The organism is Nonomuraea sp. B208, assembly GCF_057536035.1.
In genome coordinates this window covers 413,124-437,757 of sequence record NZ_BAAJOU010000027.1, presented here as the reverse complement: position 1 = coordinate 437,757, position 24,634 = coordinate 413,124, and the positions used below count along the sequence as shown (strand labels likewise).

The window sequence follows — 24,634 nt, the reverse complement described above, 5'->3', positions numbered from 1 at the left end:
CCGTCATTCCCCCTCGCCGGTGCCTCCGAGTGCCACCACACGCTTGGCCTCCTCGATCGCGTACGCCATCCCGGCGTCCGGGTCGCGCAACAGCTTCTCCGTGGCGATCGCGTGTGCGCGTACCCGTGGGTCGGGGTCCGTCATCGCGGCGCGCAGCGTCGGCTCGATCACCTCACCGAGCGCGACCAGCGCCCTGCTGAGGCTCAGCCACATCTCACGCCCGCCCCGCCCGAGCTGCGTCGCCAGCACCGCGACCAGCTCGGGCACTTCATCGTCGGGCACGAGCACGACCGCCGTCCGCCAAGCGCTCCGCGCCACCTCGTCGTCGGCGTCGCACAGCAGCGCCCGCGTGATCGCCGGCCACGCGCGCCGATCCCCGATCTTGGACAGCGTGTGCAACGCCTGGCTTCGTGCCTGCGCGTGCTCCGAGCGGACCTCCTCGACCAGCGCCGGGACCGTCATCGACGCCGGGTGGCGTGTGAGCGCCCACGTCAGCATGTCACGCACCGGGAACGCGGGCTCGACCGCGCAGCGTTCGATGAGCTTGTCGATGAAACGCGGGTCAGGGCTCGTGCCGAGGGCCAGCGCCGCCCGCAGCCGTACTGACGAGTCGCCGGCCTCCAGCCCCTGCAACGCCGGGAACGCATCTGTGTCCTGTTTCGCCATGGCCATCGGGACCACCTCCTTGAGGCCAGTGAAGACCTTGTCACAGTGTCAAGGTCAAGCGAGACACCGCTGAGCGGCTAGCAAGGCGTGCTCTTCAGATAACGATCGTTGAATGAAGCCAACCTCCGCTTTCACTTCACGATGAGGGGCACTTCCCCCGCCTCGGGAATACTCGCCTCCGCCCTCCAACGCCACCGTGAGTGGCCGCAGTAGCCGCCTCAAGGCGCTGGCCGGCACGCCCGGGGGCTCTGGCTCGCCAAGCACGACGGCCAGCCACTGGCGCAGCTGGAAGCTGGGCGGGCATTACGGGATGTCGCCCTCGACGATCTGGCCACCGGCCTGGACTCGACGGCCAGCATCCGCTCCCCGGGCCGCCTGGAGTTCCTCTACTGCGCCAAGGCTTCCAGGTCCCAGATGTTGATTCTGCCGTCCCGGCCCGCGCTCAGGGCGACGTGGCGCCCTTTGAGGATGGCGGTCCGAACCGTGTCGACTCTCCCCTTGTGGCCGATCAGCGGATCGCCGAGCTGCGTGCCGGTCGTCAGGTCCCAGAGGCGCACCGTCGCGTCGGCGCCCCCGCTCACCGCCAGGGCACGCTCACCGACCACCGCCGTATCCATGGCTTCGACGGCGTCCTCGTGGCCAGTCAGCGGATCGCGGATGGGGTCATCCCCGTGCTCGTCGGTCAGGCCCCACACCTGGATCTCGTCCTCAACACCCGCCACCAGGATGGGGTCACCCGTCAGCCTCGTCAATGAGACGGCCAGTACACGTTTCTCGTCGGTGTCGAACATCCTCACTTCCTCGCCCGCTGTCAGATCCCACACAGCCACTCCTTCGTCCATCCCGCCCGCCGCCGCCAGCGAGGAGCCAAGGCTGTGTGAGGCCGTGAGGCAGGCGATGCGGCCAACCTCGTTGACCAGTTCCAGCGGCGCCTCCGCGGACGGCCCCCACACCAAGATCTCCTCCGCGTACTGCGTCGCGGTCACGAACAACGGCGGCCCCTCACCCCGCACCTCGGTGATGGCCGCAAGGTAGGGATCGTCGAAACGTGCGCCCCGGATCAGTTCGCCGCTGTCCAAATCCCAGAAGGCAAACCCCTGTTCATCGCCTCCCGCCGCCAGGACCACCCTGCCTCCGGACATGACCGCGGCTACCGCATGGATGTCGTTGTCAGCATGGGGATACTGGGCGGTCAGCGGGTCCCCCGCGCAGGCGAAGGCCAGCGGCCGCTCCTGCCACACGTCTCGGAGGGGATCCCACGTCCACACTCCTCCATACCTCGAGTCGGCGCAGACCACGAGCGGCCCAGCCGCGGTCTCGACCAACGTGAAGTCCATGATCCGGGACGAGGAGGGCACTTCACTGCTCAACATGGCTAACGGCGCACGCATCACGCGAAGCTACCATCCAAGATCTTCTTGTGCATGCGTCTTCTACCAGGCAGTGAACATCCGCACACACGAGCGCCAAAACGTCGCGGTTCCGCAGTGAACAGAGCGGAATGAATCCAGCGCGATTACGCGATCGTGTGTGTTTCCGCCGGTCGGGCTTCCGGTGACCCGCTTATGTCAACCGCTTCAGAACGATCGCACGGCGCGCAGCTCCCGTACCAGGTGGTCGCGCACGCGGCCCACGGCCGGCCGGGTGCGCGCGCCGGAGCGGACCGCGAGGTAGCCGGTGTTGATCGGCGGCTCCTCCGGCTCAGCGAGCGTCACGAGCGTGCCCGCCTCCAGGTCCCGCCGGCACAGGTACGCAGGCAGCACCGACACGCCCATCCCCGCCCGTACCGCGCTCAGCACGCCCCGCAGGTCGGGCATGACGACCTGCGCCGCCATCGACGGGCGGCGGCCGAAGACGCTGCGCCAGTAGCGGCGCACGATGGGCAGGTCCTCGGCGTAGGCGACCAGCGGCTCCGCCGGCCCGGCGCCGGGCGCGGCGACCAGCAGGAACTCCTCGTCGTACACCGGGTCGGACTGCACGCCGCGCAGCCGGGGCCTGATCGTGGACAACACGAGGTCCAGCCGCCCGGCCGCCAATCCGGCCAGCAGGTCGTCCGACAGGCCCAGGGTGACGCGCAGCCGCAGCCCGTCCCGGACGAGCGGGGCCAGCATCGGCATGACCACCTCGCTCAGGAATTCGGCGGGCCCGCCCAGGTGCACGGCCTCGTCCGAGGGCAGCTCCGAGGCCACCACCTCGTCCAGCGCGTCGAGGCCCGGCGCGACCCGGCGGGCCAGCTCGTCTGCGGCGGGCGTGGGTGCGACCCCGCGCGCCAGCCGGTCGAACAGCGGCCGGTCCAGCGTCGCCTCCAGCGTCTTGACCTGCGCGGTCACCGCCGGCTGCGACAAGCCGAGCGTCTGGGCGGCGGCGGTTATGGAGCCGGTCCTGTAGACGGCGAGGAAGGTGCGCAGCAGGTCGAGCGATAGTGGCGACATATCACTATTCTGATGGCTTGGGGCCGCGATCGTTATTTGTTGCTGATGGCTCGGCGGAGGCATCCTGAACGCATGACGAAGCGTGTACTCATCGCCCTGACCAGCAATGACGACCTCGGCGGCGTGGAGAAGACCGGTTACTACGTGCCCGAGGCCGCCCACCCGTGGGAGATCTTCCGCAAGGCCGGCTTCGACGTGGACGTGGCCAGCGTCAAGGGCGGCGAGCCGCCCCAGGACGGCTACGACCCCGGCGACCCCGCCCAGGCCGCGTTCGTCGCCTCGCCCGAGCAGCGCGACACTGCCCGCCTGGCCGACGTGGACGCCTCCCGCTACGACGCCGTCCTGTACGCCGGCGGCCACGGCACCATGTGGGACTTCCCCGATGACCCCGACGTGCGGCGGATCGGGCGCGAGGTGTACGAGCGGGGCGGCGTCGTGGCGGCCGTCTGCCACGGCCCCTCGGCGCTGGTGAACCTGACGCTGTCCGACGGGTCGTACCTGGTGGCGGGCAAGCGGGTGGCGGCCTTCACCAACGCCGAGGAGGAGTTGCGCGGCGTGGCGGGCGTCGTGCCGTTCCTGCTGGCCGACGCGCTGACTACGCGCGGTGCGCGGCACGAGCCCGGCGAGAACTGGCAGGCGCAGGTCGTGGTGGACGGCCGCCTCGCCACCGGCCAGAACCCGGCCAGCGCCGCCCCCCTGGCCGAGCGGGTGGTCGAGCTGCTCACCGAACAGCGGGCCTGAAGCGGGCAATCGCCTCCGGGATGGTGATTGCGCGCCAAGGGCGCGGGCCCAGAGCATCGAGGAGTAAGCCATGGGCCAGGTCCATTCCAGCCGTTCGGCCAATGGGGCCTGCCGGGCCGGGTTGGCGGTCAGGGCTGGCTAGCGCCCGCTCATCGGCCCGCCGCGCTTCCTCACGGCGACCCAGGTCCCGCAGCAGCTCAGCGTGGGTGGCGTGAGCGGCGCCTGGCCGAGCTCCTTCAGCTCGGCCAGCGCCGCCTCAGGATCCTGAACATGCCGCCTCCTCACCTCACTGGAGCTGTGACCGTCACGGTGGCCCGGTACTAACCCACGCTCACCGTGACCGGACCGGCGACGGGCGACGTCGGCGAACGGCTCGAATTCAGCGGCACCTTCGGCGCCGACGGCATCACCTTCCCGCCGACGGTCATCACCGTCACGCGCAAGGTCGTCAGCCCGGACGGCACCGTCACCATGAAGGGCCTGATGAAGTTGTCGCCCGCCGCCGACGGGTCGTTCAGCTTCTCCGACACGCCCACCACGGCCGGCGAACACACGTACAACGTCACGTTGGTCGGCGGCTCGGCCGTCGAGCCGACGAGGACCACCCACGTGGTCACCGTCCATCAGCCGCCCGCGTAGCATCCCGACGCCCGGGTGACGGCGACCCGACCCATCGTCACCCACTCGTCCCCAGTGCGACGGGTTCGAGGCGACGGTCGGTGTCAGCCCGGAAGGCGCCAATTGCAGAAACCTTCGATGCACAGCTCGGTGGTCGTCTTGCGAGGGTCTGGCGCCTTGATCGATACTTTGCCACCCCACCGGCTGTAGCGGGTGTCGACGTGCACGGTCTTGCCCACCAGTTCGTCGAGGCCGTCGGAGAACGTGAACATGCTCTGCACCCTGCTGACCAAACCCGAGGAGGTCAGCGTGACGGTGTAGGTGAGCCTCGTGTCCGGATCCCAGCCGGCATGGGTCGAGTGCTCCGCCCAGCGGGAGGCCCGCTCGAGCTCCTTGAAGGTGATCGCGCCGGTGACGGTGTCCCCGCTCCGCTGCCCGTTCCTCAACAGGGCGGCCAGGGTCGCGGGCTCTGCCGGATTGACGAGTTGCTCGTCGTAGTCGAGCAACTCGGTGTGCCGGAGGTACAACTGGTGGGAGTCCTTCCACCAGGTCTTGCCCTTCTTCAGCCACTTCCCTACAAGACCGCCGGACTGGTAGCCGGTGCCGCCGATGTCGTGGTTGAAACCGATGACACGTTCGCGACCGTACTCACCCCCCGTGGTGGTGACGTCCAAGGACTTGACACCACCCTTGGCGTCGAACTCGAAGATTCCCTTGCGCCGGCGTTCTGACCGTTCGTCAGTGCCCTCTAAGAGGGTGGTCGTCTCGGTGAAGTGCATACCGTGGCCGGGCACCAGGATGGCTTTCAGCGCCTGGACGGGATCCTTGGTGACTACTGCTTGCGCGGGAGCGGCGCCAGCAAGCAGAGCGGCACAGGCCATCAAAGTTGCGAGCATCTTTCTCATGGGCTTGATGCTGTCGCGATCGGATCACGCCCGAAACACGGAACAGATGCGACCCATCGAAAGATCGGACCGCGCTCAGCGCGATGAACGGTCCTGCACAGCTGCCTCGATCCGCAGGCCGACACCGGCCAAGACAGCGACCAGGAAGACGGCGAGCCAGGGAAGCGAAGGGAAGTCCGGATGCCAGAGCAGCTCGATCACTGCTCCGGCAAAACCTCCACCGATGCCCAACGATCCCAGCAGGCGTAGCGCGGCCACCGTGTAGCGCAGTGCTGCCGCCTCCTCCGAGTCCTCGGGGGGCGCCTGCTGGGGGTTGTCCTGTCCGGCCATAGTCGTGAGCTTCTCACGCTGAGGTCAAGATCCGATAGCGGCGGCCGGGAAATGATCAAAGCAAATTGTGCCCGCCTGTGTGGCCAGATGGTCAGCGTGGGCGGCTGAGTGCCACCTCGGCCAGGTCCGTCCATGCATCGACCGAGGAGTGCGGCACGACCACCCAGTCCTTCACCTCCCGGCCCTTCCCCGTGGGGTCGAACAGGGACGCCCCGGGCAACTGGAGCGCGGCCACGTGTTCGAGCGTGTCCCTGACCAGCCTGAACACCATCGCGCCGTCGCGCTGCAAACTCGCGAACACCTTCCCCGCCTGGTCTTTGAGCGCGGGACGCCCCATCATTCTGGACGGCTGCACACCCAGGTCGGCCAGCTCGGCGCCGACCTGCTTGAAATCCTCTTCCGCGCCCAACTGCGATCGTCCTTTCGATGGTGTGCTTCGCGTCATGCATTGCGATCAACGCCGCGTAGGCGCCGGTGACTCGGCCGAGCCGTCTTAAGTGAGTTCGATGGGAATCCGGCTGCGATCACCGGGATCGGCCGTCCACCGGACACGGCCCGCGGCGATGAGCTGGTCGATCAGACGGCGATGCCGGGCAACGCGGGGCCGTGCCGGCTGGGTACCCTCAGCGTTTCCCTGTCGGGGTTCGGCTTGGTCATCGTGCGCATCATCTTAGAAGGAGCCGCACCCGTCCGGAATCCGGCGTGGCTCCTCAGGATCGACGGCGGCTCGCTGCCGGCCTTGATGGTTGCCCGGCCGATCGGCGGCGCCCACGGGGGCCCGCTGGCGGACTGGGCGCGCGACCGCCTCGGCCTGACCCTCAAGATCGTGTCCCGCTTCCGACGGCAGCGTTTGGTCGGCCTTGTCGGGAATGGTGCAGCGGATCCTGCGGTGGCTCAGGTAGGCGCGGGGTCTTACGGGGAGACGGGACCGGCGGTCGGCGATCCGCCCGTGGTGTGCGGATGCGTACGCAGACCGTCGAGGATCTGTCCGAGAGACGTCGTCGCGTACTTCTCCGCTGCTTTGCGCGGCGCGGAAAAGGGGTTCGCCGGCCGCGATGGTGCGGGAGCGGCGACCGGAGACCGTACGCCCATCCGCATACCCGACAAAAGCGGTAGCGAGAATGTCGGGCGATCCGGGCCGGTGTCGTCGCACGATGGGGGCATGGATGACACGACCTTGATCTCCCATTTCCTCCGCGACGGCTTCGTGAAATTGGAGGGTGCCGTCGCGCCGCGCGTGGCCGCCGACTGTGCGCGGCTGCTGTGGCGGGAGACGGGCTGCGACCCGGACGACCCGTCGACGTGGACGCAGCCCGTGCACTGGGTGGCCGGTATGGCGCAGGGACCGTTCGCGGCCGCACCCAATTCCCCGGCTCTGCATCATGCGTACGACCTGCTCGTCGGCGCGGGACGCTGGGAGCCGCGCTACTCACTGGGCACGTTCCCACTGCGCTTCCCCCACGAGGAGGAGCCGAACGACGCGGGCTGGCACATCGAAGGGAGCTATCTGCCGGAGGGCGAGAGCTGGTACTTCACGAATTTGCGCTCCCAGGGGCGGGCGCTGTTGATGCTGTTCCTGTTCAGCGAAGTCGGTGAGGCGGACGCCCCGACCCGGATCCGGGTCGGCTCACACCTCGATGTGCCGAAGGTGCTGGAGAAGTACGGGGAGGACGGGGCGAGCGGGCTGACCCTCGCACCCGATCTGGTGGCGGCGTCCGACCACCGGCCGCTCGCCCTCGCCACCGGGTCCCCGGGCGACGTTTTCCTGTGCCATCCGTTCCTGGTGCACGCTGCGCAGTCGCACCATGGGGTACGGCCGCGCTTCATGGCCCAGCCGCCGCTCCTGCCGGCCGCGCCGTACGAACTGGATCGGGCCGACGGCGCGTACTCACCGGTGGAGATTGCGATCCGCCAGGGGCTGGGATGGGACGGGGGCGGCGCTGGATAGAGGTGCTTGCCGACTATCGTCGGCAAGGCGGCCTTGAAGAGGCTGCGGACGGAGGGCACGCATGCTGGAGCGGCTGAACCAGGCCATGGAGCACATCGAGGGCCATCTCGACCAGGCCGTCGACGTGGCGGAGTTGGCACGCATCGCGGCCACCTCGGAGCAGCACCTGCGCCGGATGTTCTCCGCGCTGGCGGGCATGCCGCTCGCGGAGTACGTCCGGCGCCGCCGGCTCACGCTGGCGGGCGCCGAAGTACTCGCGGGGCGTGAAACGCTGCTGGATATCGCGGTGCGCTACGGCTACGGCTCCGGTGAGGCGTTTGCGCGGGCGTTTCGTGCCATGCACGGCATCGGACCAGGCGAGGCCCGGCGTACCGGCGCCGCGCTCACCTCCCAGTCCCGAATGGCCTTCCGCCTCACCATCGAAGGGAGCAGCAGCATGCGGTACCGCGTCGTGGACAGGGCGGACTTCACCGTCGTCGGGTTCAAGGCCCGGGTACCGCTGGTGCACGCGGGCCCGAACCAGGCGATCATCGACTTTGTCCGTGGAATCGATCCACAGGCTCTGGAACGCCTGGAAAAGCTGTCGGATCAGGAACCGTACGGCATCGTCGCGGTATGCGACGACTTGGAACCCAGCCGCGCCGAGGGTAACGAGCTCGACTACCATCACGGCGTGATCACCTCCGCCGCCGCTCCGGAAGGCACGACCACGCTGGCCGTCCCGGCCGGCGCCTGGGCGGTCTTCACCACCTCCGGGCCCGCGCCACGGGCCATCCAGGAGCTGTGGCGGGACGTGTTCACCGAGTGGTTCCCGTCGAACCCGTACCGCACCCGCTCCGGCCCCGAGATCCTCCGTGTCCAGCTGTCGCCGGAGAAGACCGAGGCCGACGCCGAACTGTGGCTTCCGGTGGAGCCCGAGCACCGCTGAACACAGCGACCTACCCCCGGGGTGGACGTCGGGGCTGACCTTTCACACCGACCGCAACGTCTTGTCACATCGAGACGCTGGTACGGCTGGACCGAAGGGAAGGCTCTGTGTTCACTCCAACAGCGATGGCACGCCGAAGGAATAGCGGCGGCCATCGCACTGTAGCCCTCCGATGCCGGTGCCCCCGGTTTGGTAGCAACGCATCGGGAGCATGACGCGGGCACGCTGGCGCCGGTTGTTATTTCTGGGCCAAAAGGATTATCTGCGCATAAGTGTCAGTTGCCCTTTCGGGAATGGCGGCCGAGGCGCGGGCCGCGCTGACCGGCGGGCTGATCGGGGTCGTCAGGGACGCCTCCGGGCAGGTGACGTCGACGGTCACCGAGGCCGACCTCGCGGGACTCGACGACGACACGCGGCTCGGCGCCGCCCGTGGCGTCGCTGCCGCCGGCGATCGTGGCCGACGCCGAGGCGACGTTCGCCGAGTACGGGGCGTCCCCGGCGGTGACGCTGCTCGACGTGGGGGCGCGCCCTGGTGCTGCTCGACCGCGAGGAGGTGGCCGCGGTGCTGCCGGTCGAGGTGGTCGGGGCGTACTTCGCGTCGGAGTCGTACACGCCGCCGTCCAGCGTCATGACTCCGCACGACGGCGGCGCCGACAGCGGGCTGGGGCGGCCGAGGACGGGCCTCGCTCACGTGGTGTGCGCGCACCCCGGTTGCGGGCGGGTCAACGAGCTGCCCTCGTTCAACCGGCGGCGGCCGCCCGAGTGCGTCAATCGCGACGTGAGCGTGCACACGCTGCGGATCGGGGTCTGAGGTGCTCGGCGCCGCGCTCAAGGAGACGACGGGACTGTTCGAACGCCGCTTCCTGCTCAACGCCCTGCTGCCGGCGCTCGTACTCGTCGGGCTGTGCGGCGCGGTCGTGGTCGGCTCGACGGCCGGGCCGCAGGCGGGGCTCGCCGCGTGGAGCCGGCAGGACGCGCGGCTCACGGCCTTGTACTCGATCGCCTTCCTGGCGGCCGTGGTGCTGGTCGCGACCTGGCTGTCCGGCATGAGCACGCTGCTGCTGCGCTGGTACGAGGGCGACTGGACCCGCCGACCACCGGGCCACGCTCGCCGCCGTACGCGCCGACCTGGAGTTCTTCCTCACGATCTCCTTCCTGGCCGGCTTCTTCTCCACGGCCTCGGGCCTGTTCCTGCTCGCCACTGGCGCGCCGGCCGGGCTGTTCCTGCTGTGCCACACCGGAGGCGCGGCCGTCGCGCTGCTCAGCTACGCGTGCGCGCTCGGCCCGGCCCGCCTGTACGGCGAGCAGGTCAAGGTCACCTTCGACGTCTACCGCGGCGACCTGCTCGCGCACCTGGGTCACGAGGCCGGATCGGAGGATGAGGAGTGGGTGCTGTGGGAGGCGCAGCGGCTGGTTCCTGATCCTCGCCGTCCTCACGGGGGCGGCGGGCGCGTCGCTGCTGGCCTGAGGGGCCGCGTACAGCCCCCGGACGCGCTGGGCCTCACGGGTTCTGGAAGGACACTTCCGGGTCGGCGGCGGACGGGCCGTCCAGGAGGGGCTGCTGCTCGCCGTTGAGGTGCTGGTCGAAGAAGGCGCCCACGTACCCCGTGGTGATCTCACCCGACCGCTTGCCCGACAGCGGCGCGGCAGGGTCGGTGATCCCGGCCTGCCCGCCCAGGATGGGCAGGTCGATGAAGGTGAAGTGGCCGGAGCCGGCCACGGTCAGCCAGCGCTTCCAGCCGTCCAGGTGTGACCAGTCCCGCGACCAGGTGGCGTCGGCGGCGCCGGGCGCGTGCTGGGCCTCGGTGCCGAGCATGAGGAACGGCCTCCCGCCGAGGCCGGCGGCCGGGACCGGGGCGAAGAACGAGCCGTCCAGGTTCACCCCGGCGCGGACCCGCCGGTCGGTGGCCATGACGCTCGCCGCGGCGTTGCCGCCGAGCGAGTGGCCGGCGGCGCCGACGCGGCGCGGGTCGATCGTCTGCCAGTGCTTCCAGACGGGTGCGGACCGCGCGGAGCGCGTCAGCCGGTCGATGACGAAGGACAGATCAGCGGCCCGGTTCAGCGCCGCCTTGGCCATCAGCTCCTTCTCCGCCTCGTCGGAAGGGGCGCTCTCCACCGCCTCGCAGGCGACGCACGTCAGGGTCCGGCCGCCGGGGAACGTGGTCGCGAACGACTCGTAGGCGTGGTCCACGAGGGCGACGACGTACCCCTTGGAGGCGAGTTCTTCGGCGAGCGTGGTCAGGGTGGCGCGGTTCAGGGTGAATCCCGGGGAGAGCACCACCAGGGGGTGCCTGCCGCCGGCGGGGCGGGCGCCGAGGCGGGCGTTCGTGACGGTGCCGGCGAGCTGTTCGGCCTTGAAGACGGTGTCGAGTCTCTGTCCTTGGAGGAGGGCGCGAGCTTCGTCGACGGTCATGTACGGGGCGGCGCTCCCGCCGGCGCGAGCCGGATAGTACATCGACACCATCAGCTCGCGCGCGGCCGTGGGCACCCAGGGGTCGCGGCGGCCGGCGTCGACGAGGTGCAGGGTGTCGCGCCCGACCGCGTACCGGCCTGTGGGGTGCGGGATCGCGAAGCGCACGTCGGAGGGGGCCGTGGCGGAGGTTGCCGTGGTGGAGGTCGCGGTGGAGGCGACGGCGGGCGACGCCGGCAGGGCCAGCGCCAGAGCGAGGAGGAGGGCTGCGGGGGTGCGTCGAGTTCTGATCATGTGCAGCACTGTAGGAATGACGGCACCCTGCCTGACATGCCCGAAAGACCGGCCCGCGCCCCTACTTTCGTCAGGTGCCCGAAAAGGCATAGACCGAGCGATGCAACATCTTCGTCCCTTCGGCCGTCTGGGACGTGACTGCCGAAGGGACTACGACAAGTGGATGACGAAGCCGGCTTCGACGACTTCGTGGCCGAGCAGACGGACGCGCTGCTCCGCTACGGATACGTCCTGACGGGAAACCCCCATGACGCCGCCGACCTGGTCCAGGAGGCTCTGGTACGGCTGTGCGGCGCCTGGTCGAGAGTGAGACGCAAGGACAGCCCGCACAGCTACGTCCGTACCACGATGGCGCGCCTGCACATCAGCGTCTGGCGGCGGCGCAGGCGTGAACACCTCGCCGGAGAGCCGCCGGACCGCATTCACCACGAGGTCTTCCCGCCCGAGGAGGACCAGGGTCTCTGGGAAGAGCTCGCCGCGCTGCCCCGCCGACAGCGTGCCGTGCTGGTGCTGCGCTACTACGAACAGCTCAGCGACGCCGAGATCGCCAAGGTGCTCGGCATCTCCTCAGGAACCGTGCGCAGCCAGGCCTTCCGGGGCCTGGACAAGCTGCGTTCCTCCCTCTCCTCCGCACCGGCGATCGACAGGAGCATGCGATGACCGAGCTTGAAGACAAGCTGAGCCACGTCTTTGCCGGTGCTGCGCAGCGCGCGCCGCAGGCGCCGGCCGGGCTGCTCGCGACCGTCAAGACGCGCCACCGCCGGCGGCGGGCCCGGACCGCCGCCGTGTACGCGGCCACGGCCGTGGTCCTGGTGGCAGGTGGAGTGGGCACGGCGGTGAGCGGCTTGGGCGCGTCGGCCGAGCCGCAGCCGGCGGTCAGCGCGACCGGCGAGGCCGAGCCGCCGGCGGACAAGATTCCGCCACGCGTCGAGAAGGTCTGGCCGCAGGCCGTACACAAGATCCCGGCCAGGCTGCCCGACGGCCGCACGTACTACCCGCAGCTGCTCCTCGACGATCGCACGCTCCTGGTCATGACGGGCGTGAACGACGGAAAGCGTCAGTTCCTGTGGAGCTACGACCTGGGCACCGGCCGGCCCAGGAAGATCGCCGAGATCCCCCCGACGAAGGGATCGGCGATCTTCGCCGACGGCGTCGCCGCCGGTGGCGGCAACATCGTCTGGTGGGCGTCCTACAAGGAGGCGGGCAGCCCGCGCGTCGCCCGGATCTGGACGGTACCGGCCGCCGGCGGCCGGCCCCGGCCGGTGACCGACGTCCCCCTCGGGAACGTCATGAAGCAGGGGCACATCAACGGGCTGGCCGTGACGGGTTCGGACGTGGTCTTCGCCTACGAGAAGGGAGGGGTCTACCGGGTGCCGCTGAGCGGCGGCTCGCCGCAGCCGGTGAAGGGCGCCGAGCGGCACCACATCCTGCAGTGGCCGTGGGTGGGCGTTCACCACGGGAAGTCGACCTTCCGCGAGCTGCTCAACGTCGAGACCGGTGAGCGGCGCGACGCCGTGATCAAGGCCGATGAGGAGGTCAGGTGCGGCCTCGAACGGTGCGCGGGCGTGGCCGTGCGCTACAAGACCGTCAAGGTCGAGCGTCCCCGCGACCGCTCCGGCAAGGAGATCAAGTGCGGCACCCGCCGCTGCCCGGACACCGTACGGAACCGGACCACCCTGCGATGGTTCGTCCGCGACCGTGACGGCTCCCATGAGCGCGACCTGCCGATGACCTTCCAGGAAGGCGACGACGCCGGCCTGGAGCGCTTCTTCAAGGTCACGTTGCGGGGGCCGGGGCATCAGGGCATCTTGACGCTCTACGACGCCGACACCGGTAGGTCCGCCGACCTCGGCGTACGGCCGGACGCGCAAGGACGCATGGCGATCCCCGACGGCGGCCTCGACCGGCTGATGACCTACCCGATCAAGGACGAGATGTACGTCTTGGACCTGGCCGCGATCCCGTAGGCCTGCGCTGAGCCGCGGCCGCGTCCGTCACAGGACCGGCCGCGCCTGCGCCGGGGCGGCGGGCTCGAAGCTGTACTCGGGTGCTCACGGCCCTTGCAGCCCCGACGACCGCACGGGCGCTGACGGTGCGCGAGTCATGGCGACGGTTACGTCCGAAACGTGCCAGCACCTCCTGCTTCTGCACTGCTTGGCTGTGGTCCCTGTCCGCCACCCGCACCTGCCTGAACGGGAACCATGTCCACCACCACGCTCGTACGACCCCGCCCGCCCCTCATCAACTGGCTCGCCGTCACCGCGCTCATGCTGGGCATCTTCGCCATCGTCACCAGCGAGATCCTGCCCATCGGCCTGCTGACCGCCATCGGCGCCGACTTCGGCATCTCCGACGGCACCACAGGGCTGACCATGGCCCTGCCCGGCATCGTCGCCGCGGTCGCCGCGCCCACCGTCACACTGACCACCGCGCGCCTGGACCGTCGCGTGATGCTCTGCGCCCTCATGGCGGTGCTCGCCGTGGCCGACGTGCTGGCGGCGGTGGCGACCTCCTACGGGGTCATGCTGATCTCTAGGGTGCTCGTCGGCCTCACCATCGGCGGCTTCTGGTCGATCGGGGCCGGGCTGGCCGGCCGCCTGATGCCGCCGCACGCCGTCGGCACCGCCACCGCCGTGATCTTCTCCGCCGTGCCGCTGGGCTCCGTGCTCGGCGTACCGGCCGGCACCCTCATCGGCGACCTCGCCGGCTGGCGGACCGCCTTCCTGGTCCTGGCCGCGCTGGCCGTCCTCGTCCTGGCCGCCCTGCTCATGCTGCTGCCGCCGCTGCCCGCCCACCAGGCCACCACCCCTCGCGTCCTGCTCGACCTGCTACGCACCCGGGGTGCCGGCATCGCCCTGTCGGCCACCTTCCTCATCGTCCTGGCCCACTTCGGCACCTACACCTATGTCACGCCCTTCCTCCAGGACGTCACCGGCCTGCCTCCCGCGGCCGTCAGCGCCGTCCTGCTTGCGTACGGCATCGCCGGAATCGCCGGCAACTTCCTGGCGGGCAAGGCCACCGGCACCCGCCTGCGCGCCGCTTTCGTGACCTGCGGCTGCCTGATCGCGGCCACCACCCTGCTGCTGCCCTCGGCAGGCGGCACCGCCATCGGAGCCGTGGTGCTGCTCGTGATCTGGGGCCTGGCCTACGGAGGCGTGCCCGTCTGCTCGCAGGCCTCGTTCCTCACCGCCGCTCCTCACGCGCCCGAAGCCGCCACGGTCGTCTTCACCTCCTCCTTCCAGGCGACCTTCGCCCTCGGCGCTTTCCTCGGCGGACGCGTCGTCGACGCCTTCTCGGTCTCCACCGTCATGATCTGCGGCGGGCTGACCGCTCTGCTCATGGCGGCATCCCTGTGGTCACTCACCAGATCCCGCCGAGCCGGCCTTCCGCAGCCGACAGGAGCGGCCCGGTTCGACTAACTTGGATCTTCGCACCTTTCGTCCTGTCCTTGTCGTCTGCCGAGGAGCGCCCCCAGATGAACTGGCTCTACGTCGCGGGGATCGTCCTCTTCCTGCTCGGGTTGATGATCTCCATCGCGCTGCACGAGGTCGGCCACCTGGTCCCGGCCAAGCTCTTCGGCGTCAAGGTGACCCAGTACATGGTGGGCTTCGGCCCCACGGCCTGGTCCCGGCGCAGAGGCGAGACCGAGTACGGCGTCAAGTGGATCCCGTTCGGCGGCTACATCCGCATGATCGGCATGCTGCCGCCGCGCCCCGGTGACGAGCCCGGCAAGCTCAGGAGCACGGCGACCGGCCCGTGGCAGGGCCTGATCGAGTCGGCGCGCGACGCCGCCCAGGAAGAGGTGCGGCCGGGCGACGAGGACCGGGTCTTCTACCGCAAGAAATGGTGGCAGAAGGTCATCATCATGTCCGGCGGGCCGTTGATGAACTTCGTGCTGGCGTTCGTCTTCTTCACCGTCCTGCTGGTCGGCATCGGCCTGCCCGCCGAGGCTCCGATCGTCTCGCCCGCCACACAAACGTGCGTGATCCCCGCCTCCGAGCAGCGCGCCGCCTGCAGGCCCGGCGACCAGCCCACCCCGGCCGCGCAGGCGGGCCTCAGGCCGGGCGACCATCTGGTCTCCTTCGACGGCGCCACGATCGGCTCCTGGGAGGACGCCAAGCGCCTGATCCGCTCCCACGGCGCCGGCCCGGTCAAGCTCGGCATCGTACGTGACGGCGAGCCGATGACGATCGACGTCACCCTCATCGCCCAGGACCGGCCCAACCTCGAAGACCCCGACAAGCCCGACAGGAACGTCGGCTTCCTCGGCGTACGGCCCACCGAGGTGATGGAGCAGCAGAGCGTCGGCCAGGTGATCGGCTACATGGGCGGGCTGACGGCGAAGGTGGCGGGCTCGATCGTCAACCTGCCGGAGAAGATGGTCGGCGTCTGGCACGCGGCCTTCTCCGGCGAGGTACGCGACCCCGACGGCCCGGTGGGGATGGTCGGCGCGGGCCGTTTGGGTGGCGAGATCCTGGCCTCCGACCTGTCCGCCAAGGAGAAGATCGCCACCTTCGTCAACCTGCTGGCCGGCTTCAACCTGGCGATCGGCCTGTTCAACCTGATCCCGCTGCTGCCGCTGGACGGCGGGCACATCGCGGGCGGGCTCTGGGAGGGCCTCAAGCGGGGCTTCGCCACGGTCATGCGGCGGCCGAAGCCGAAGCACGTCGATGTCGCCAAGGTGTTGCCGCTGACGTATGTGGCGGCACTGGCGATGATGATCATGGCGGGTCTGCTGGTCTACGCCGATCTGGTCAATCCGCTCACCCTGACGAACTGACCGGGTCGTGCCACTGCACCGGCCTCACCGCGTAGTCGGTCAACGCCGGTTCCAGCAGGCCGAAGACCTGGCGGGCGGTGAGGGTGGGGCTGTCGGCGATCATCCGGGCGAAGCCGGGGCCGGAGAAGCCGATCACCGCATCGTGCCGCACGGCAGCGGCCAGGAACTCCCTGCGCAGCGCGGCCGACCTTCCCGAGGACGACCTGTTCGCCGGCGTGCCGATCCCCGGTGCCGGGGCTAGGAGGACTGAGCCAGGCGACTCGGCGCCGGGTTGCTGACCTGCTGAAAGATCACCGATGACCGGAAGCCGGTGACCTCGCGGCGTTTGCTCAGCCGGTCGAGGAGGAACGCGTGCAGGGCGTCGAGGTCGGGCACGCCCACATGCAGCAGGAAATCGTCGCCGCCGGACAGCACGAAGACGCTGAGCACCTCGGGCATCTTCGCCGCCGACGCCTTGAACGTGTCGATGACGGCCCGGCTCAACGGCCGGACCTGCACGGCGACCATCGCCTGCACACCGCGGTTCAGGGCGGCGGGGTCGATCTCGGCGTGGTAGCCCTTGATCACGCCGCGGCGGGCGAGTGACCGTACCCGTTCCAGGCAGGTCGACGGGGCGATGCCGAGCTGCCGGGCGAGCTCCCGGTTGGAGAGCCGGGCATCTGACTGCAAAAGGCGGATGATCCCCGCATCAAGTTCGTCCACGCACCCATCATGACATCGGATTTCGACCATCCGTTCGGCTGACCGACCACACCGCCGAACGTTTGCCTACCGTGCAGCCATGACAGAACACCGGCTGGGAGTCTGGCAAGGAACCGCGACCGTGCTCGGCGGCGTACTGGGACCGGGCATGCTCGTGCTCCCGCACCTGGCCGCGGAGGCGGCCGGACCCGGATCGGTGCTCGCCTGGGCGGCGCTGATCATCGTCAGCGTCCCCATCGCCTTCACCTTCGCGCTGCTCGGCCTGCGCCACCCCGACGGCGGCGGCGTCGCCCACTTCGCCGGGACCGCCATCGGGCGCTGGGCGTACGCGGTGGTCGGATGGTGGTTCATCGCCGCCGTGCCGATCGGCACCCTCGCCGGGGCGCTCGCGGGCGGCATCTACACGGCGGACGCGTTCGGCTGGGACAGCCGGACCGCCACGGTGATCGCCTTCGCGCTGCTGGCGGTCGCGTTCGTCGCCAACGCGGCCGGGCTGCGCACCAGCGGCCGCATGCAGGTCGTCATGGTCGGCCTGCTGCTCGCGGTCCTCACCACCGCGATCGTGGCGAGCCTGCCCGCGGTCAGCGCCGAGCGATTCGAGCCGTTCCTGCCGTACGGCTTCGGCGGTGTCGGCAGCGCGGTCGGTGTGCTGATCTTCGCCTTCGTCGGCTGGGAGGCCGCCAGCCACCTGTCCGCCGACTTCGCGGGCCGGCGCCTGCTCACCGCGACCGCTCTCACGCTGGCGGCGATCACGGTCATCTACCTGAGCGTGGCGGTGACGGTCGTCGGTTCCGGTGCGGCGTCCTCACCGGTGCCGCTGACCGCGATGATGCGGACGAGCCTCGGCGCGGCCGCCGAACCCGTCACCGGGATCGCGGCCCTCGTGCTCACCTTCGGCGCGATCAACACCTACATCGCCGGAGCGTCTCGCCTCGGCGTCGCCCTCGCGCAGCAGCGACTGCTGCCCCGCCGGATCGCATCGTCCCCGCACCGCAGCCTCACCGTGCTCGCAGCGGCCATCGCGGTCGTCGGCGCGGTCGCACTCGTACGCCCGATCGGTCTGGACCCGCTGCTGCGGGCGACCTCCGCCTGTCTCGCGGCGGTCATGTTCATCGGCGCCCTGGCGGCGACCCGGCTGCTGCCCGCCGGCCGCATGCGCGCGACCGCCGTCGCCGCCACCGCTCTGACCGCGCTGACGCTCGTGCTCAGCGGCGGCTACCTGGCCGTGCCCGCCGCCATCGCGGCCGTCGGGTTCACTGCCAGAACCATCCACTCCCGCCGCGTGCCCGCTCTCATCACGGTCCCCGCGGCACCCGGCCTGCCGCCGCACGAGGCACGAACCGGTACTGCCGGCGCACCCACAGAACCCGGACCAGCCGCCGCGACACAGCCGCGCCACCTGTAGCCACCGCCGGTACGAACGCCGGGCCGACCGTTATGCGGCCTTTGTCGCTATCGCCGACTCAGGGGTGGACGGAGTCAGGTGACGGATCGGGCTACCAAGGCCATCGCCTGCCGCATGGCGTCGCGTACCTCGTCGGGTCCGTCGCCGCGGTGCAGCGCGGTCAGCGCGGATGCGCTGACCGCGCCCACCATCGCGCCGACCAGGGCGGAGGCGGTGATCGGGTCGAGTCTGTCGGGGAATGCCCGCTGCAGAGCCTGGGCCAGTTCGGCCTGCGCGGTGAGGTATCGCTGCAGCAGCCGGGCCTGCAGCGCCGGCACCGAGGCCGTCAGTCGTGCCCGAAGCGTCGCGAGCCCGCTGGGAAGGTCGCTGTCCCAGGTGTCGGCGATCATCTGGTCCGTCGCTCGTACCAGTACTTCGGGCAGCCGTTCCTCGGCGCGGCGCTCGACGATCGCCTGCAAGGCCAGGTCGACGCGCACTTCGGCGTTGGCCAGAAGCACATCCTCCTTGGCCTGGAAGTGGAGGAAGAAGGTGCGGGGGGACACCTCCGCGGCGTCGGCGATCTCGGCCACGGTCACGTGGTCGTAGCCCTTCTCCTCGAACAGGCGCACCGCCGCCTCGACCAGCGCCTGCCGGGTCCGCTGCTTCTTGCGCTCGCGCAGTCCGTGCTTCTCCACCACACAGGGCAGCTTAGTGCATCTTCCGCATCGATGCATGCTATGAATTAGTGCATAGACTGCACTCATTGAGAGGAGATCATTCATGGGAGGTCTGGACGGACGGGTCGTCCTCATCACGGGAGCAGGACGCGGCATCGGGAGGGAAGAGGCGTTGTTCTTCGCCGCCGAAGGCGCCAAGGTGGTGGTCAACGACCCTGGCGTCGCCATCGACGGCACGGGCGGTGACGCCGGCGTAGCCGCGAAGGTCGTCGAGGAGATCATCGCCCGCGGCGGACAGGCTGTGGCCCACACCGACAGCGTCGCCGACTGGGACGGCGCCCGCCGCATGGTGGAGATGGCCCTGGAGTCCTTCGGCGACCTGCACGTGGTGGTCAACAACGCGACCATCGAACGCAACAGGGGCCTGACCGACCTGTCGGAGGAGGACTTCGACGACGTCGTGGCAGTCAAGCTGAAGGGCACCTTCGCGGTGACGCACTGGGCGGCCCGCCACTGGCGCGACCGGTATGAGGCAGGGGTCCACACCGACCGCGCCGTGGTCAACACCTCCTCTGGCTCCGGGCTGGTCAACCCGCTGCCCGCGCAGGTCTCTTATGCGGCAGGCAACGCCGGGGTCGCGGCGTTGACCATCGTGGCCGCTCTCGAACTAGGCCGGTACGGCGTGCGGGTCAACTGCATCTCGCCCTCCATGGCCCGTACCCGCCTCACTCTCGCCGTTCCCGGCATGAGGGAGGAGCCACCAGCGGGCCGGTTCGACCCACTGCACCCGGCCGCCTGCGCCCCTGTTGCCGCCTACCTGGCTGGTGCGGCCTGCCCGCTCACCGGCCAGGTGCTGTCGGTACGGGGCGGAACGGTCGCGGTCAACCACGGCTGGTCCCTCGGCGGCCAGATTCACAAGGACGGGCTGTGGAGCACGGAGGAACTGACCGAGAAGGTGAAGGAGCTGCCGACGGACGACCCGTTCGACAAGCTCGCCCAGGCACTGACCGGCGCACTCGGCTGCGTAGGACGCGACCGGCTTCAGGAGATGATCAATGCCCTGCTGGACCAGGAGGACCCGTCCGACGACGCTTCCACCTGACGCGACGCCACACGCGGCCGAAAATGCTTCCGACCGGCGCACCACCGCTCCAGCTGCTCCGGCAAGCTGGAAACCCACCTCCCTTGATGAGCCTCCGGGAAGCGTCACGGCGATGCGGAAATCTGCTTGGTCGTTCTGATCGGTGTTGAGCTGCTCCATACCGCGGGTGTGGGTGCCGGACTCCAGCAGCGGCTCCATGGCCACCAGCACTGGAGCCTGCCGAACACGATCGATTCCCTCGGCCCATATCCTGGCAGTCGTGGCAAATGACTACCGTCATGCGGAACTGCGTGACTTCCTGCGATCGCGGCGCGGCCGGCTCACCCCCGCCGACGTAGGGCTGCCGGAGGCAGGCCGGCGGCGCACCCCCGGCCTGCGGCGCGAGGAGGTCGCCGTGCTGGCAGGAGTCGGGGTGTCCTGGTACACCTGGCTCGAACAGGGCCGCGACATCACCGTCTCCGGCGAGGTGCTCAACGCGATCAGCAGGGCGCTGCGGCTCGATGACGCCGAACGGCGGCACCTGTTCCTGCTGGCCGGCCTGACCCCACCGCCACCCGCCGCGACGGTGGCCGGCTCGGTCACAGCGGAGCTGCGCCGCGTCATGGAGGCCTGGATGCCCCGGCCGGCCTACATCATGAACAGGCACTGGAACTTCGTGGCCGTAAACGACGCCGCCCGTGCGGTCTTCGGGTACGGCCACACCGACCAGAACTGCCTGGTCGCCTACTTCACCAACGAGCGCTTCCGAGCCATGAGCCTGGACTGGGCCAAGCACGCCGCCGAGGTGGTGGGCAGGTTCCGCGCGGACGCCGCGCAGTACCCCGACGACCCGGAGTTCGAGCGCATCGCCGGCGAACTCGTCGGGGCCAGCCCCGAGTTCGCCGAGATCTGGGCCCGGCATGACGTCACCAACAGCAACTCGGCCGTGAAGTCGATCCGTCACCCGGACGTCGGCGACCTCCACTTCGAAGCCCTGAAGATGCCGTTGAACGACCACCCCGGCCTGCATCTCGTGCTGCACAACCCCCGGCCTGGCACCGAGACCGAGGCCAGACTCGACAAGCTGGTGGTGGCACACCCACGATAACTGGAGTCTGGGTATCGTCCCTGGCAAGCGGCACGATCGTGGGCATGAGAGCTATCACGATCCCTGAGTTCGGCGGTGCGGACGTCCTGCGGGCGGCCGAGGTGAAGACCCCCGAGCCCGGTCCGGGCCAGGTCGCCATCGACGTCGCCTACGCGGGCGCCAACTTCGCCGAGATCCTCTACCGGCAGGGTGTTGCCCCGGTGCCGCTGCCCTTCGTGCCCGGCATCGAGGTCTCCGGCCACGTCCGCGCCCTCGGCCCCGGTGTGACCGGCCTGCGCGTCGGCCAGCCCGTGGCGGCACTGACCATCGTCGACAGCGGCGGCTACGCCGAGGTGGTCACCACCTCCGCTGACCTGGTCGCCCCACTCGACGGCCTCGACCTCGGCCTGGACGTCGCCGCGGCAATCCCCTCCAACAGCACCACCGCGTTCCTCGTGCTCGACAAGGTGGCCCGCATCGCGCCCGGCGAAAGCGTCCTGGTGCACGCGGCGGCCGGCGGGGTGGGCAGCCAGCTCGGTCAGGCAGCCAGGCTGCTCGGCGCGGGCCGCGTGGTCGGCACGGTCGGCAGCCACGCCAAGATCGAGACCGCCAAGGGCTTCGGCTACCAGGAAGTGGTGCTCCGCGAGGAACACCCCTCCGGGTTCGACATCGTGATCGACATGGTGGGCGGCGCGACGCGCCGTACGGGGATCGACGCCCTCAACCCGATGGGCCGCCTGATCGTCATGGGCAACGCCAGCGGCGCCGACGACGTCGGCATCCCGGCCAACGAGCTGTGGTTCACCAACAAGACCGTGTCGGGATTCAACCTGGCCGCCTTCTCCGCCGCCTTCCCCGCAGAGGCGGGACGTGCACTGCGCCGTGCCGTCGCCGCCGTGGCGGCAGGCGACCTGCGGCTGCGCGTCGAGGAACTCCCGCTGGACCAGGCCGCCGAGGCGCACCGGCGCATCGAGTCCGGCACGACCACGGGCAAGCTCGTGCTCAAGGTCTCCTGACTAGCAGAAGCCCCGCCGGCTCAGCCGGCCCCGCAGCCTGGTGGACGCGGTGGCTCTCCCTCGGCAGGGTCCGTGCCCTTTACGTCACTGCCGATGAGTTCTCGCCGCGCCGCGAGTCTCACTCGACGCAACACCAGGTCGAGCGATGGAGCAGCCGTGAAGGACGACGATGTCTGGTCGATGGTGCACGCGGAGCGCGTGGCGTTGATCGATGACCTCAGGCACCTCGATGACGAGCGGTGGGGGAAGGCGTCACTTTGTGAAGGGTGGACCGTCCATGACGTGGCCGCCCATCTGGTGGACACGGCTCGGACGACGCGCCTCGGGTTCGTGGTCGGTCTTGTCCGGGCGCGGTTCGACTTCCATCGTCAGAACGCGCGGGGTGTGGAGCGCGAGCGCGGCGCCTCGCCGCGGGAGACGTTGGAGCGGCTTCGTCAGGTCGCCTTGAGGAGGACGACCCCGCCGGCGCCCCTGGAGAGCCGGCTGGTCGAGGAGCTCGTGCATGGCGAGGACATCCGCCGTCCATTGGGGCTCGCCCGTTCCTATCCGGAGCAGGCCGTCGTCAGGTCGCTCCGCCTCCAGGCTCGCACCCCGGCGTCCTTCGGCGGGGCCAAGGAGCTCACGGCCCGGGTCAGGCTGACGGCGTCGGACGTCGACCTGGCCATCGGAGACGGTCCCGAAGTGAGCGGAAGCGTGCTGTCGCTGCTTCTGGCCCTCTCCGGGCGACGGGTGGCGCTGGACGAGCTTGCCGGACCCGGAGTCGCCGTCCTTGCCACGGCCCGGTGACGAGCGACTGACGCCACGCCCGCAGGCTCGCGTGGTCGTCACCTTCCTGAGACGACGCGGCTGCTGCTGACCCAGTCGACCGGCGACCCGGAGGCCGGCGCCCGCTTCGCCCCGCCCGTGCTCCCCGTCTTCACCGACGACTGAGCTCGCCGATCGGTCCGCCCTGCCGGCCGTCGGGCATTGCCGATTCCTCACCGCACCGCCGATTTCTCTTTGCCGTCGCCCCGGGCAGGAACGAGGGGAGGCGACGGAGGGAGCGGTGGGATGCAGATCGTCGTGGACCTCACCCGCTGCCAGGGCTACGCGCAGTGCGTGTTCCTCGCACCAGAGGTGTTCCACCTGCACGGGGAAGAGGCGCTGCTGTACGACCCGGCCGTCCGCGAGGGCCAGGTCGCGCGGGTGCGCGAGGCCGCGGCGGCGTGCCCGGTCCAGGCCATCCTCCTCGGCGAGGAGGTGGGCTCCGGTGGCCGGTGATCCGCGCGAGGGCCGCATCGTCGTGGTCGGCGCGTCGCTGGCGGGGCTGCGAGCCGCGGAGACGCTGCGCGAACAGGGCTTCACCGGCTCGCTGACCGTGGTGGGGGACGAGCCGCATCCGCCCTACGACCGGCCGCCGCTGTCGAAACAGGTGCTGCTCGGTCAGGCGGCGGCGGACACGACGGGCCTGCCGATGCGGCGCAACCCGGACGCCGAATGGCTGCTCGGGGTGCCGGCCACCGGCCTGGATCCGCTCCGGAAGCGGGTGCTGCTGGCCGACGGCGAACGGCTCGCCTACGACCGGTTGCTGATCGCGACCGGGACCCGGGCGCGGCCCTGGCCCAACCCGGACGAAGCGGCCCTGGACGGGGTGTTCACCTTGCGCACCTGCGACGACGCGGGGCGGCTGGCCGAGCGGCTGGCGGACGGGCCGCGGCGGGTGCTGGTGATCGGCGGCGGCTTCACCGGTTCGGAGATCGCCTCGGCCTGCCGGGAACGGGGACTGGAGGTGACGGTCACCGAACGCGGCCCGGCGCCCCTGGTGGGGGCGCTCGGCGGCACGCTGTCGAAGCTCGCCGCCGGGGTGCAGCGTGCCTACGGCGTGGACCTGCGCTGCGGGGTCACGGTGACCGCCCTGCGCGGGGACGGGAAGGGCCGGTTCGTCGGGGCGGAGCTGTCCGACGGGGGCCGGGTCGACGCGGACGTGTGCGTCGTGGCGCTGGGGGCGGTCCGCAACGTCGAGTGGCTGGCGGACGCCGGGCTGGCAGCGGGTCCGCGCGGGGTGGCCTGCGACGCCGGGTGCCGGGCTTTCGACATGTACGGGATCGTCACCGATGACGTCTTCGTCGCCGGTGACGTCTCCCGTTTTCCGCATCCGCTGTTCGAGTACCAGTTGCTCTCGCTGGAGCACTGGGGCAACGCGGTGGCGCAGGCCGAGGTGGCGGCCCACAACATGATCAGCCCGGGGCCGCTGCGGCGTCCCCATCTTTCGCTGCCGGCGTTCTGGTCGAGCCAGTTCGGGCTCAACATCAAGTCGGTGGGCGTGCCCACGTTCTCCGACCAGATCGTGCTCGCGCAGGGGTCTCTGGACGAGCGCCGCCTGGCCGTGGTGTACGGCTACCGGGGCCGGGTGACCGCCGCGGTCACCGTCAACATGGCCAAGTCCCTCGAGTACTACCAGCACCTGATCGAGACGGCCGCTCCGTTCCCGCCGGGGCCTGGCGCGGCGGACCGGCCGCTCGCCGCGGAGCTGACGCTCCCCTCCGACGTGCCGGACCCGAAGAGGCTGTCGCACGGCCCGACGGTCGCGCTCACCGGTCATCTGCCGGACCGGCGGCTGACCTTGGTGCGGCATGCCTGATCGTTCCGTTCGTCC

Annotated in this window: 26 protein-coding genes; 16 read left to right on the top strand and 10 right to left on the bottom strand. The window is 70.2% G+C overall.

The genetic code is table 11. The annotated features are described in order from the left end of the window. Positions 1 to 3: 3 nt before the first annotated feature. The 3 genes from AC27IY_RS33610 to AC27IY_RS33600 all read right to left on the bottom strand — a co-directional run bounded on the left by AC27IY_RS33610 (position 4) and on the right by AC27IY_RS33600 (position 3,098). Entirely contained in the window at positions 4 to 462 is a 459-nt protein-coding gene (locus tag AC27IY_RS33610) for a HEAT repeat domain-containing protein (protein ID WP_487180407.1), read from the bottom strand. A 590-nt stretch (positions 463 to 1,052) separates the two neighbouring features. Beyond that, positions 1,053 to 1,907, bottom strand: coding sequence for a WD40 repeat domain-containing protein (locus tag AC27IY_RS33605; RefSeq protein WP_487180406.1), 855 nt, complete (start codon positions 1,905 to 1,907; stop codon positions 1,053 to 1,055). A 336-nt stretch (positions 1,908 to 2,243) separates the two neighbouring features. Continuing rightward, the gene (locus AC27IY_RS33600; RefSeq protein ID WP_364447151.1) at positions 2,244 to 3,098 is read right to left on the bottom strand and encodes a LysR family transcriptional regulator; all 855 of its coding nucleotides are present in this window, start codon (positions 3,096 to 3,098) and stop codon (positions 2,244 to 2,246) included. 72 nt (positions 3,099 to 3,170) lie between these two features. Here AC27IY_RS33600 and AC27IY_RS33595 point away from each other — a divergent pair, with 72 nt between their 5' ends. Together AC27IY_RS33595 and AC27IY_RS33590 are read left to right on the top strand one after the other, a co-directional pair. After that, positions 3,171 to 3,839 carry a type 1 glutamine amidotransferase domain-containing protein gene (locus AC27IY_RS33595; protein WP_344207292.1) on the top strand — a complete coding sequence of 223 codons (669 nt, stop codon included), beginning with the start codon at positions 3,171 to 3,173 and terminating at the stop codon, positions 3,837 to 3,839. Between the two features lie 336 nt (positions 3,840 to 4,175). Continuing rightward, on the top strand, positions 4,176 to 4,478 hold the full coding sequence (locus AC27IY_RS33590; protein ID WP_487180405.1) for a hypothetical protein: 303 nt from the start codon (positions 4,176 to 4,178) through the stop codon (positions 4,476 to 4,478). Between the two features lie 83 nt (positions 4,479 to 4,561). On the opposite strand, the gene AC27IY_RS33585 is transcribed toward AC27IY_RS33590, so the two are convergent. From AC27IY_RS33585 to AC27IY_RS33575, 3 genes are all read right to left on the bottom strand, one after another. After that, entirely contained in the window at positions 4,562 to 5,362 is an 801-nt protein-coding gene (locus AC27IY_RS33585; protein ID WP_487180404.1) for a hypothetical protein, read from the bottom strand. A 75-nt stretch (positions 5,363 to 5,437) separates the two neighbouring features. Further along, the gene (locus AC27IY_RS33580) at positions 5,438 to 5,692 is read right to left on the bottom strand and encodes a hypothetical protein (protein ID WP_371248256.1); all 255 of its coding nucleotides are present in this window, start codon (positions 5,690 to 5,692) and stop codon (positions 5,438 to 5,440) included. A 91-nt stretch (positions 5,693 to 5,783) separates the two neighbouring features. Then, positions 5,784 to 6,101, bottom strand: coding sequence for a hypothetical protein (locus tag AC27IY_RS33575; RefSeq protein ID WP_487180403.1), 318 nt, complete (start codon positions 6,099 to 6,101; stop codon positions 5,784 to 5,786). A gap of 177 nt (positions 6,102 to 6,278) precedes the next feature. On the opposite strand from AC27IY_RS33575, the gene AC27IY_RS33570 reads away from it, so the two are divergent. From AC27IY_RS33570 to AC27IY_RS33560, 3 genes are all read left to right on the top strand, one after another. Continuing rightward, positions 6,279 to 7,640, top strand: coding sequence for a phytanoyl-CoA dioxygenase family protein (locus tag AC27IY_RS33570; protein WP_487180402.1), 1,362 nt, complete (start codon positions 6,279 to 6,281; stop codon positions 7,638 to 7,640). A gap of 61 nt (positions 7,641 to 7,701) precedes the next feature. Continuing rightward, complete coding sequence (locus AC27IY_RS33565; protein WP_371248259.1) at positions 7,702 to 8,568, top strand: GyrI-like domain-containing protein; 867 nt, start codon at positions 7,702 to 7,704, stop codon at positions 8,566 to 8,568. Between the two features lie 532 nt (positions 8,569 to 9,100). Continuing rightward, complete coding sequence (locus AC27IY_RS33560; protein ID WP_487180401.1) at positions 9,101 to 9,379, top strand: hypothetical protein; 279 nt, start codon at positions 9,101 to 9,103, stop codon at positions 9,377 to 9,379. A gap of 690 nt (positions 9,380 to 10,069) precedes the next feature. Here the strand turns inward: AC27IY_RS33560 and AC27IY_RS33555 are convergent. Beyond that, entirely contained in the window at positions 10,070 to 11,272 is a 1,203-nt protein-coding gene (locus AC27IY_RS33555; RefSeq protein ID WP_487180400.1) for an alpha/beta hydrolase family protein, read from the bottom strand. 159 nt (positions 11,273 to 11,431) lie between these two features. Here AC27IY_RS33555 and AC27IY_RS33550 point away from each other — a divergent pair, with 159 nt between their 5' ends. The 4 genes from AC27IY_RS33550 (at position 11,432) to AC27IY_RS33535 (ending at position 16,052) form a co-directional block, all read left to right on the top strand. Further along, positions 11,432 to 11,932 (top strand): SigE family RNA polymerase sigma factor, encoded by a 501-nt coding sequence (locus AC27IY_RS33550; RefSeq protein ID WP_364446930.1) that lies wholly within the window; start codon positions 11,432 to 11,434, stop codon positions 11,930 to 11,932. After that, complete coding sequence (locus AC27IY_RS33545; RefSeq protein WP_487180399.1) at positions 11,929 to 13,239, top strand: TolB family protein; 1,311 nt, start codon at positions 11,929 to 11,931, stop codon at positions 13,237 to 13,239. Before AC27IY_RS33550 ends, AC27IY_RS33545 begins: the two co-directional genes overlap by 4 nt. A 234-nt stretch (positions 13,240 to 13,473) precedes the next feature. Beyond that, positions 13,474 to 14,691: an MFS transporter gene (locus AC27IY_RS33540; RefSeq protein WP_487180398.1), complete on the top strand. Its 1,218-nt coding sequence runs from the start codon at positions 13,474 to 13,476 to the stop codon at positions 14,689 to 14,691. Between the two features lie 56 nt (positions 14,692 to 14,747). Then, entirely contained in the window at positions 14,748 to 16,052 is a 1,305-nt protein-coding gene (locus AC27IY_RS33535) for a M50 family metallopeptidase (protein ID WP_423478474.1), read from the top strand. On the opposite strand, the gene AC27IY_RS33530 is transcribed toward AC27IY_RS33535, so the two are convergent. Both AC27IY_RS33530 and AC27IY_RS33525 read right to left on the bottom strand, forming a co-directional pair. After that, complete coding sequence (locus tag AC27IY_RS33530) at positions 16,036 to 16,203, bottom strand: hypothetical protein (protein WP_487180397.1); 168 nt, start codon at positions 16,201 to 16,203, stop codon at positions 16,036 to 16,038. The two genes, AC27IY_RS33535 and AC27IY_RS33530, sit on opposite strands and share 17 nt — an antisense overlap. 86 nt (positions 16,204 to 16,289) lie before the next feature. Beyond that, positions 16,290 to 16,754: an Lrp/AsnC family transcriptional regulator gene (locus tag AC27IY_RS33525; RefSeq protein WP_344207271.1), complete on the bottom strand. Its 465-nt coding sequence runs from the start codon at positions 16,752 to 16,754 to the stop codon at positions 16,290 to 16,292. Between the two features lie 79 nt (positions 16,755 to 16,833). On the opposite strand from AC27IY_RS33525, the gene AC27IY_RS33520 reads away from it, so the two are divergent. Then, positions 16,834 to 18,159, top strand: a complete 1,326-nt coding sequence (locus AC27IY_RS33520) for an APC family permease (protein ID WP_487180396.1) — start codon at positions 16,834 to 16,836, stop codon at positions 18,157 to 18,159. A gap of 74 nt (positions 18,160 to 18,233) precedes the next feature. Here the strand turns inward: AC27IY_RS33520 and AC27IY_RS33515 are convergent, their stop codons facing one another. Next, on the bottom strand, positions 18,234 to 18,836 hold the full coding sequence (locus AC27IY_RS33515) for a TetR/AcrR family transcriptional regulator (RefSeq protein ID WP_487180395.1): 603 nt from the start codon (positions 18,834 to 18,836) through the stop codon (positions 18,234 to 18,236). An 82-nt stretch (positions 18,837 to 18,918) separates the two neighbouring features. On the opposite strand from AC27IY_RS33515, the gene AC27IY_RS33510 reads away from it, so the two are divergent. The 6 genes from AC27IY_RS33510 to AC27IY_RS33485 all read left to right on the top strand — a co-directional run bounded on the left by AC27IY_RS33510 (position 18,919) and on the right by AC27IY_RS33485 (position 24,619). Further along, entirely contained in the window at positions 18,919 to 19,917 is a 999-nt protein-coding gene (locus AC27IY_RS33510) for an SDR family NAD(P)-dependent oxidoreductase (RefSeq protein ID WP_487180394.1), read from the top strand. 259 nt (positions 19,918 to 20,176) lie between these two features. Next, on the top strand, positions 20,177 to 21,004 hold the full coding sequence (locus AC27IY_RS33505) for a helix-turn-helix transcriptional regulator (protein WP_487180393.1): 828 nt from the start codon (positions 20,177 to 20,179) through the stop codon (positions 21,002 to 21,004). 44 nt (positions 21,005 to 21,048) lie between these two features. Then, the gene (locus tag AC27IY_RS33500) at positions 21,049 to 21,999 is read left to right on the top strand and encodes a quinone oxidoreductase family protein (RefSeq protein WP_487180392.1); all 951 of its coding nucleotides are present in this window, start codon (positions 21,049 to 21,051) and stop codon (positions 21,997 to 21,999) included. A 156-nt stretch (positions 22,000 to 22,155) separates the two neighbouring features. Then, positions 22,156 to 22,785: a maleylpyruvate isomerase family mycothiol-dependent enzyme gene (locus tag AC27IY_RS33495; protein WP_487180391.1), complete on the top strand. Its 630-nt coding sequence runs from the start codon at positions 22,156 to 22,158 to the stop codon at positions 22,783 to 22,785. 264 nt (positions 22,786 to 23,049) lie between these two features. Beyond that, positions 23,050 to 23,259, top strand: coding sequence for a ferredoxin (locus AC27IY_RS33490; RefSeq protein WP_423449160.1), 210 nt, complete (start codon positions 23,050 to 23,052; stop codon positions 23,257 to 23,259). After that, positions 23,249 to 24,619 carry an NAD(P)/FAD-dependent oxidoreductase gene (locus AC27IY_RS33485; protein WP_487180390.1) on the top strand — a complete coding sequence of 457 codons (1,371 nt, stop codon included), beginning with the start codon at positions 23,249 to 23,251 and terminating at the stop codon, positions 24,617 to 24,619. Before AC27IY_RS33490 ends, AC27IY_RS33485 begins: the two co-directional genes overlap by 11 nt. The last annotated feature ends 15 nt before the right edge of the window (positions 24,620 to 24,634 follow it).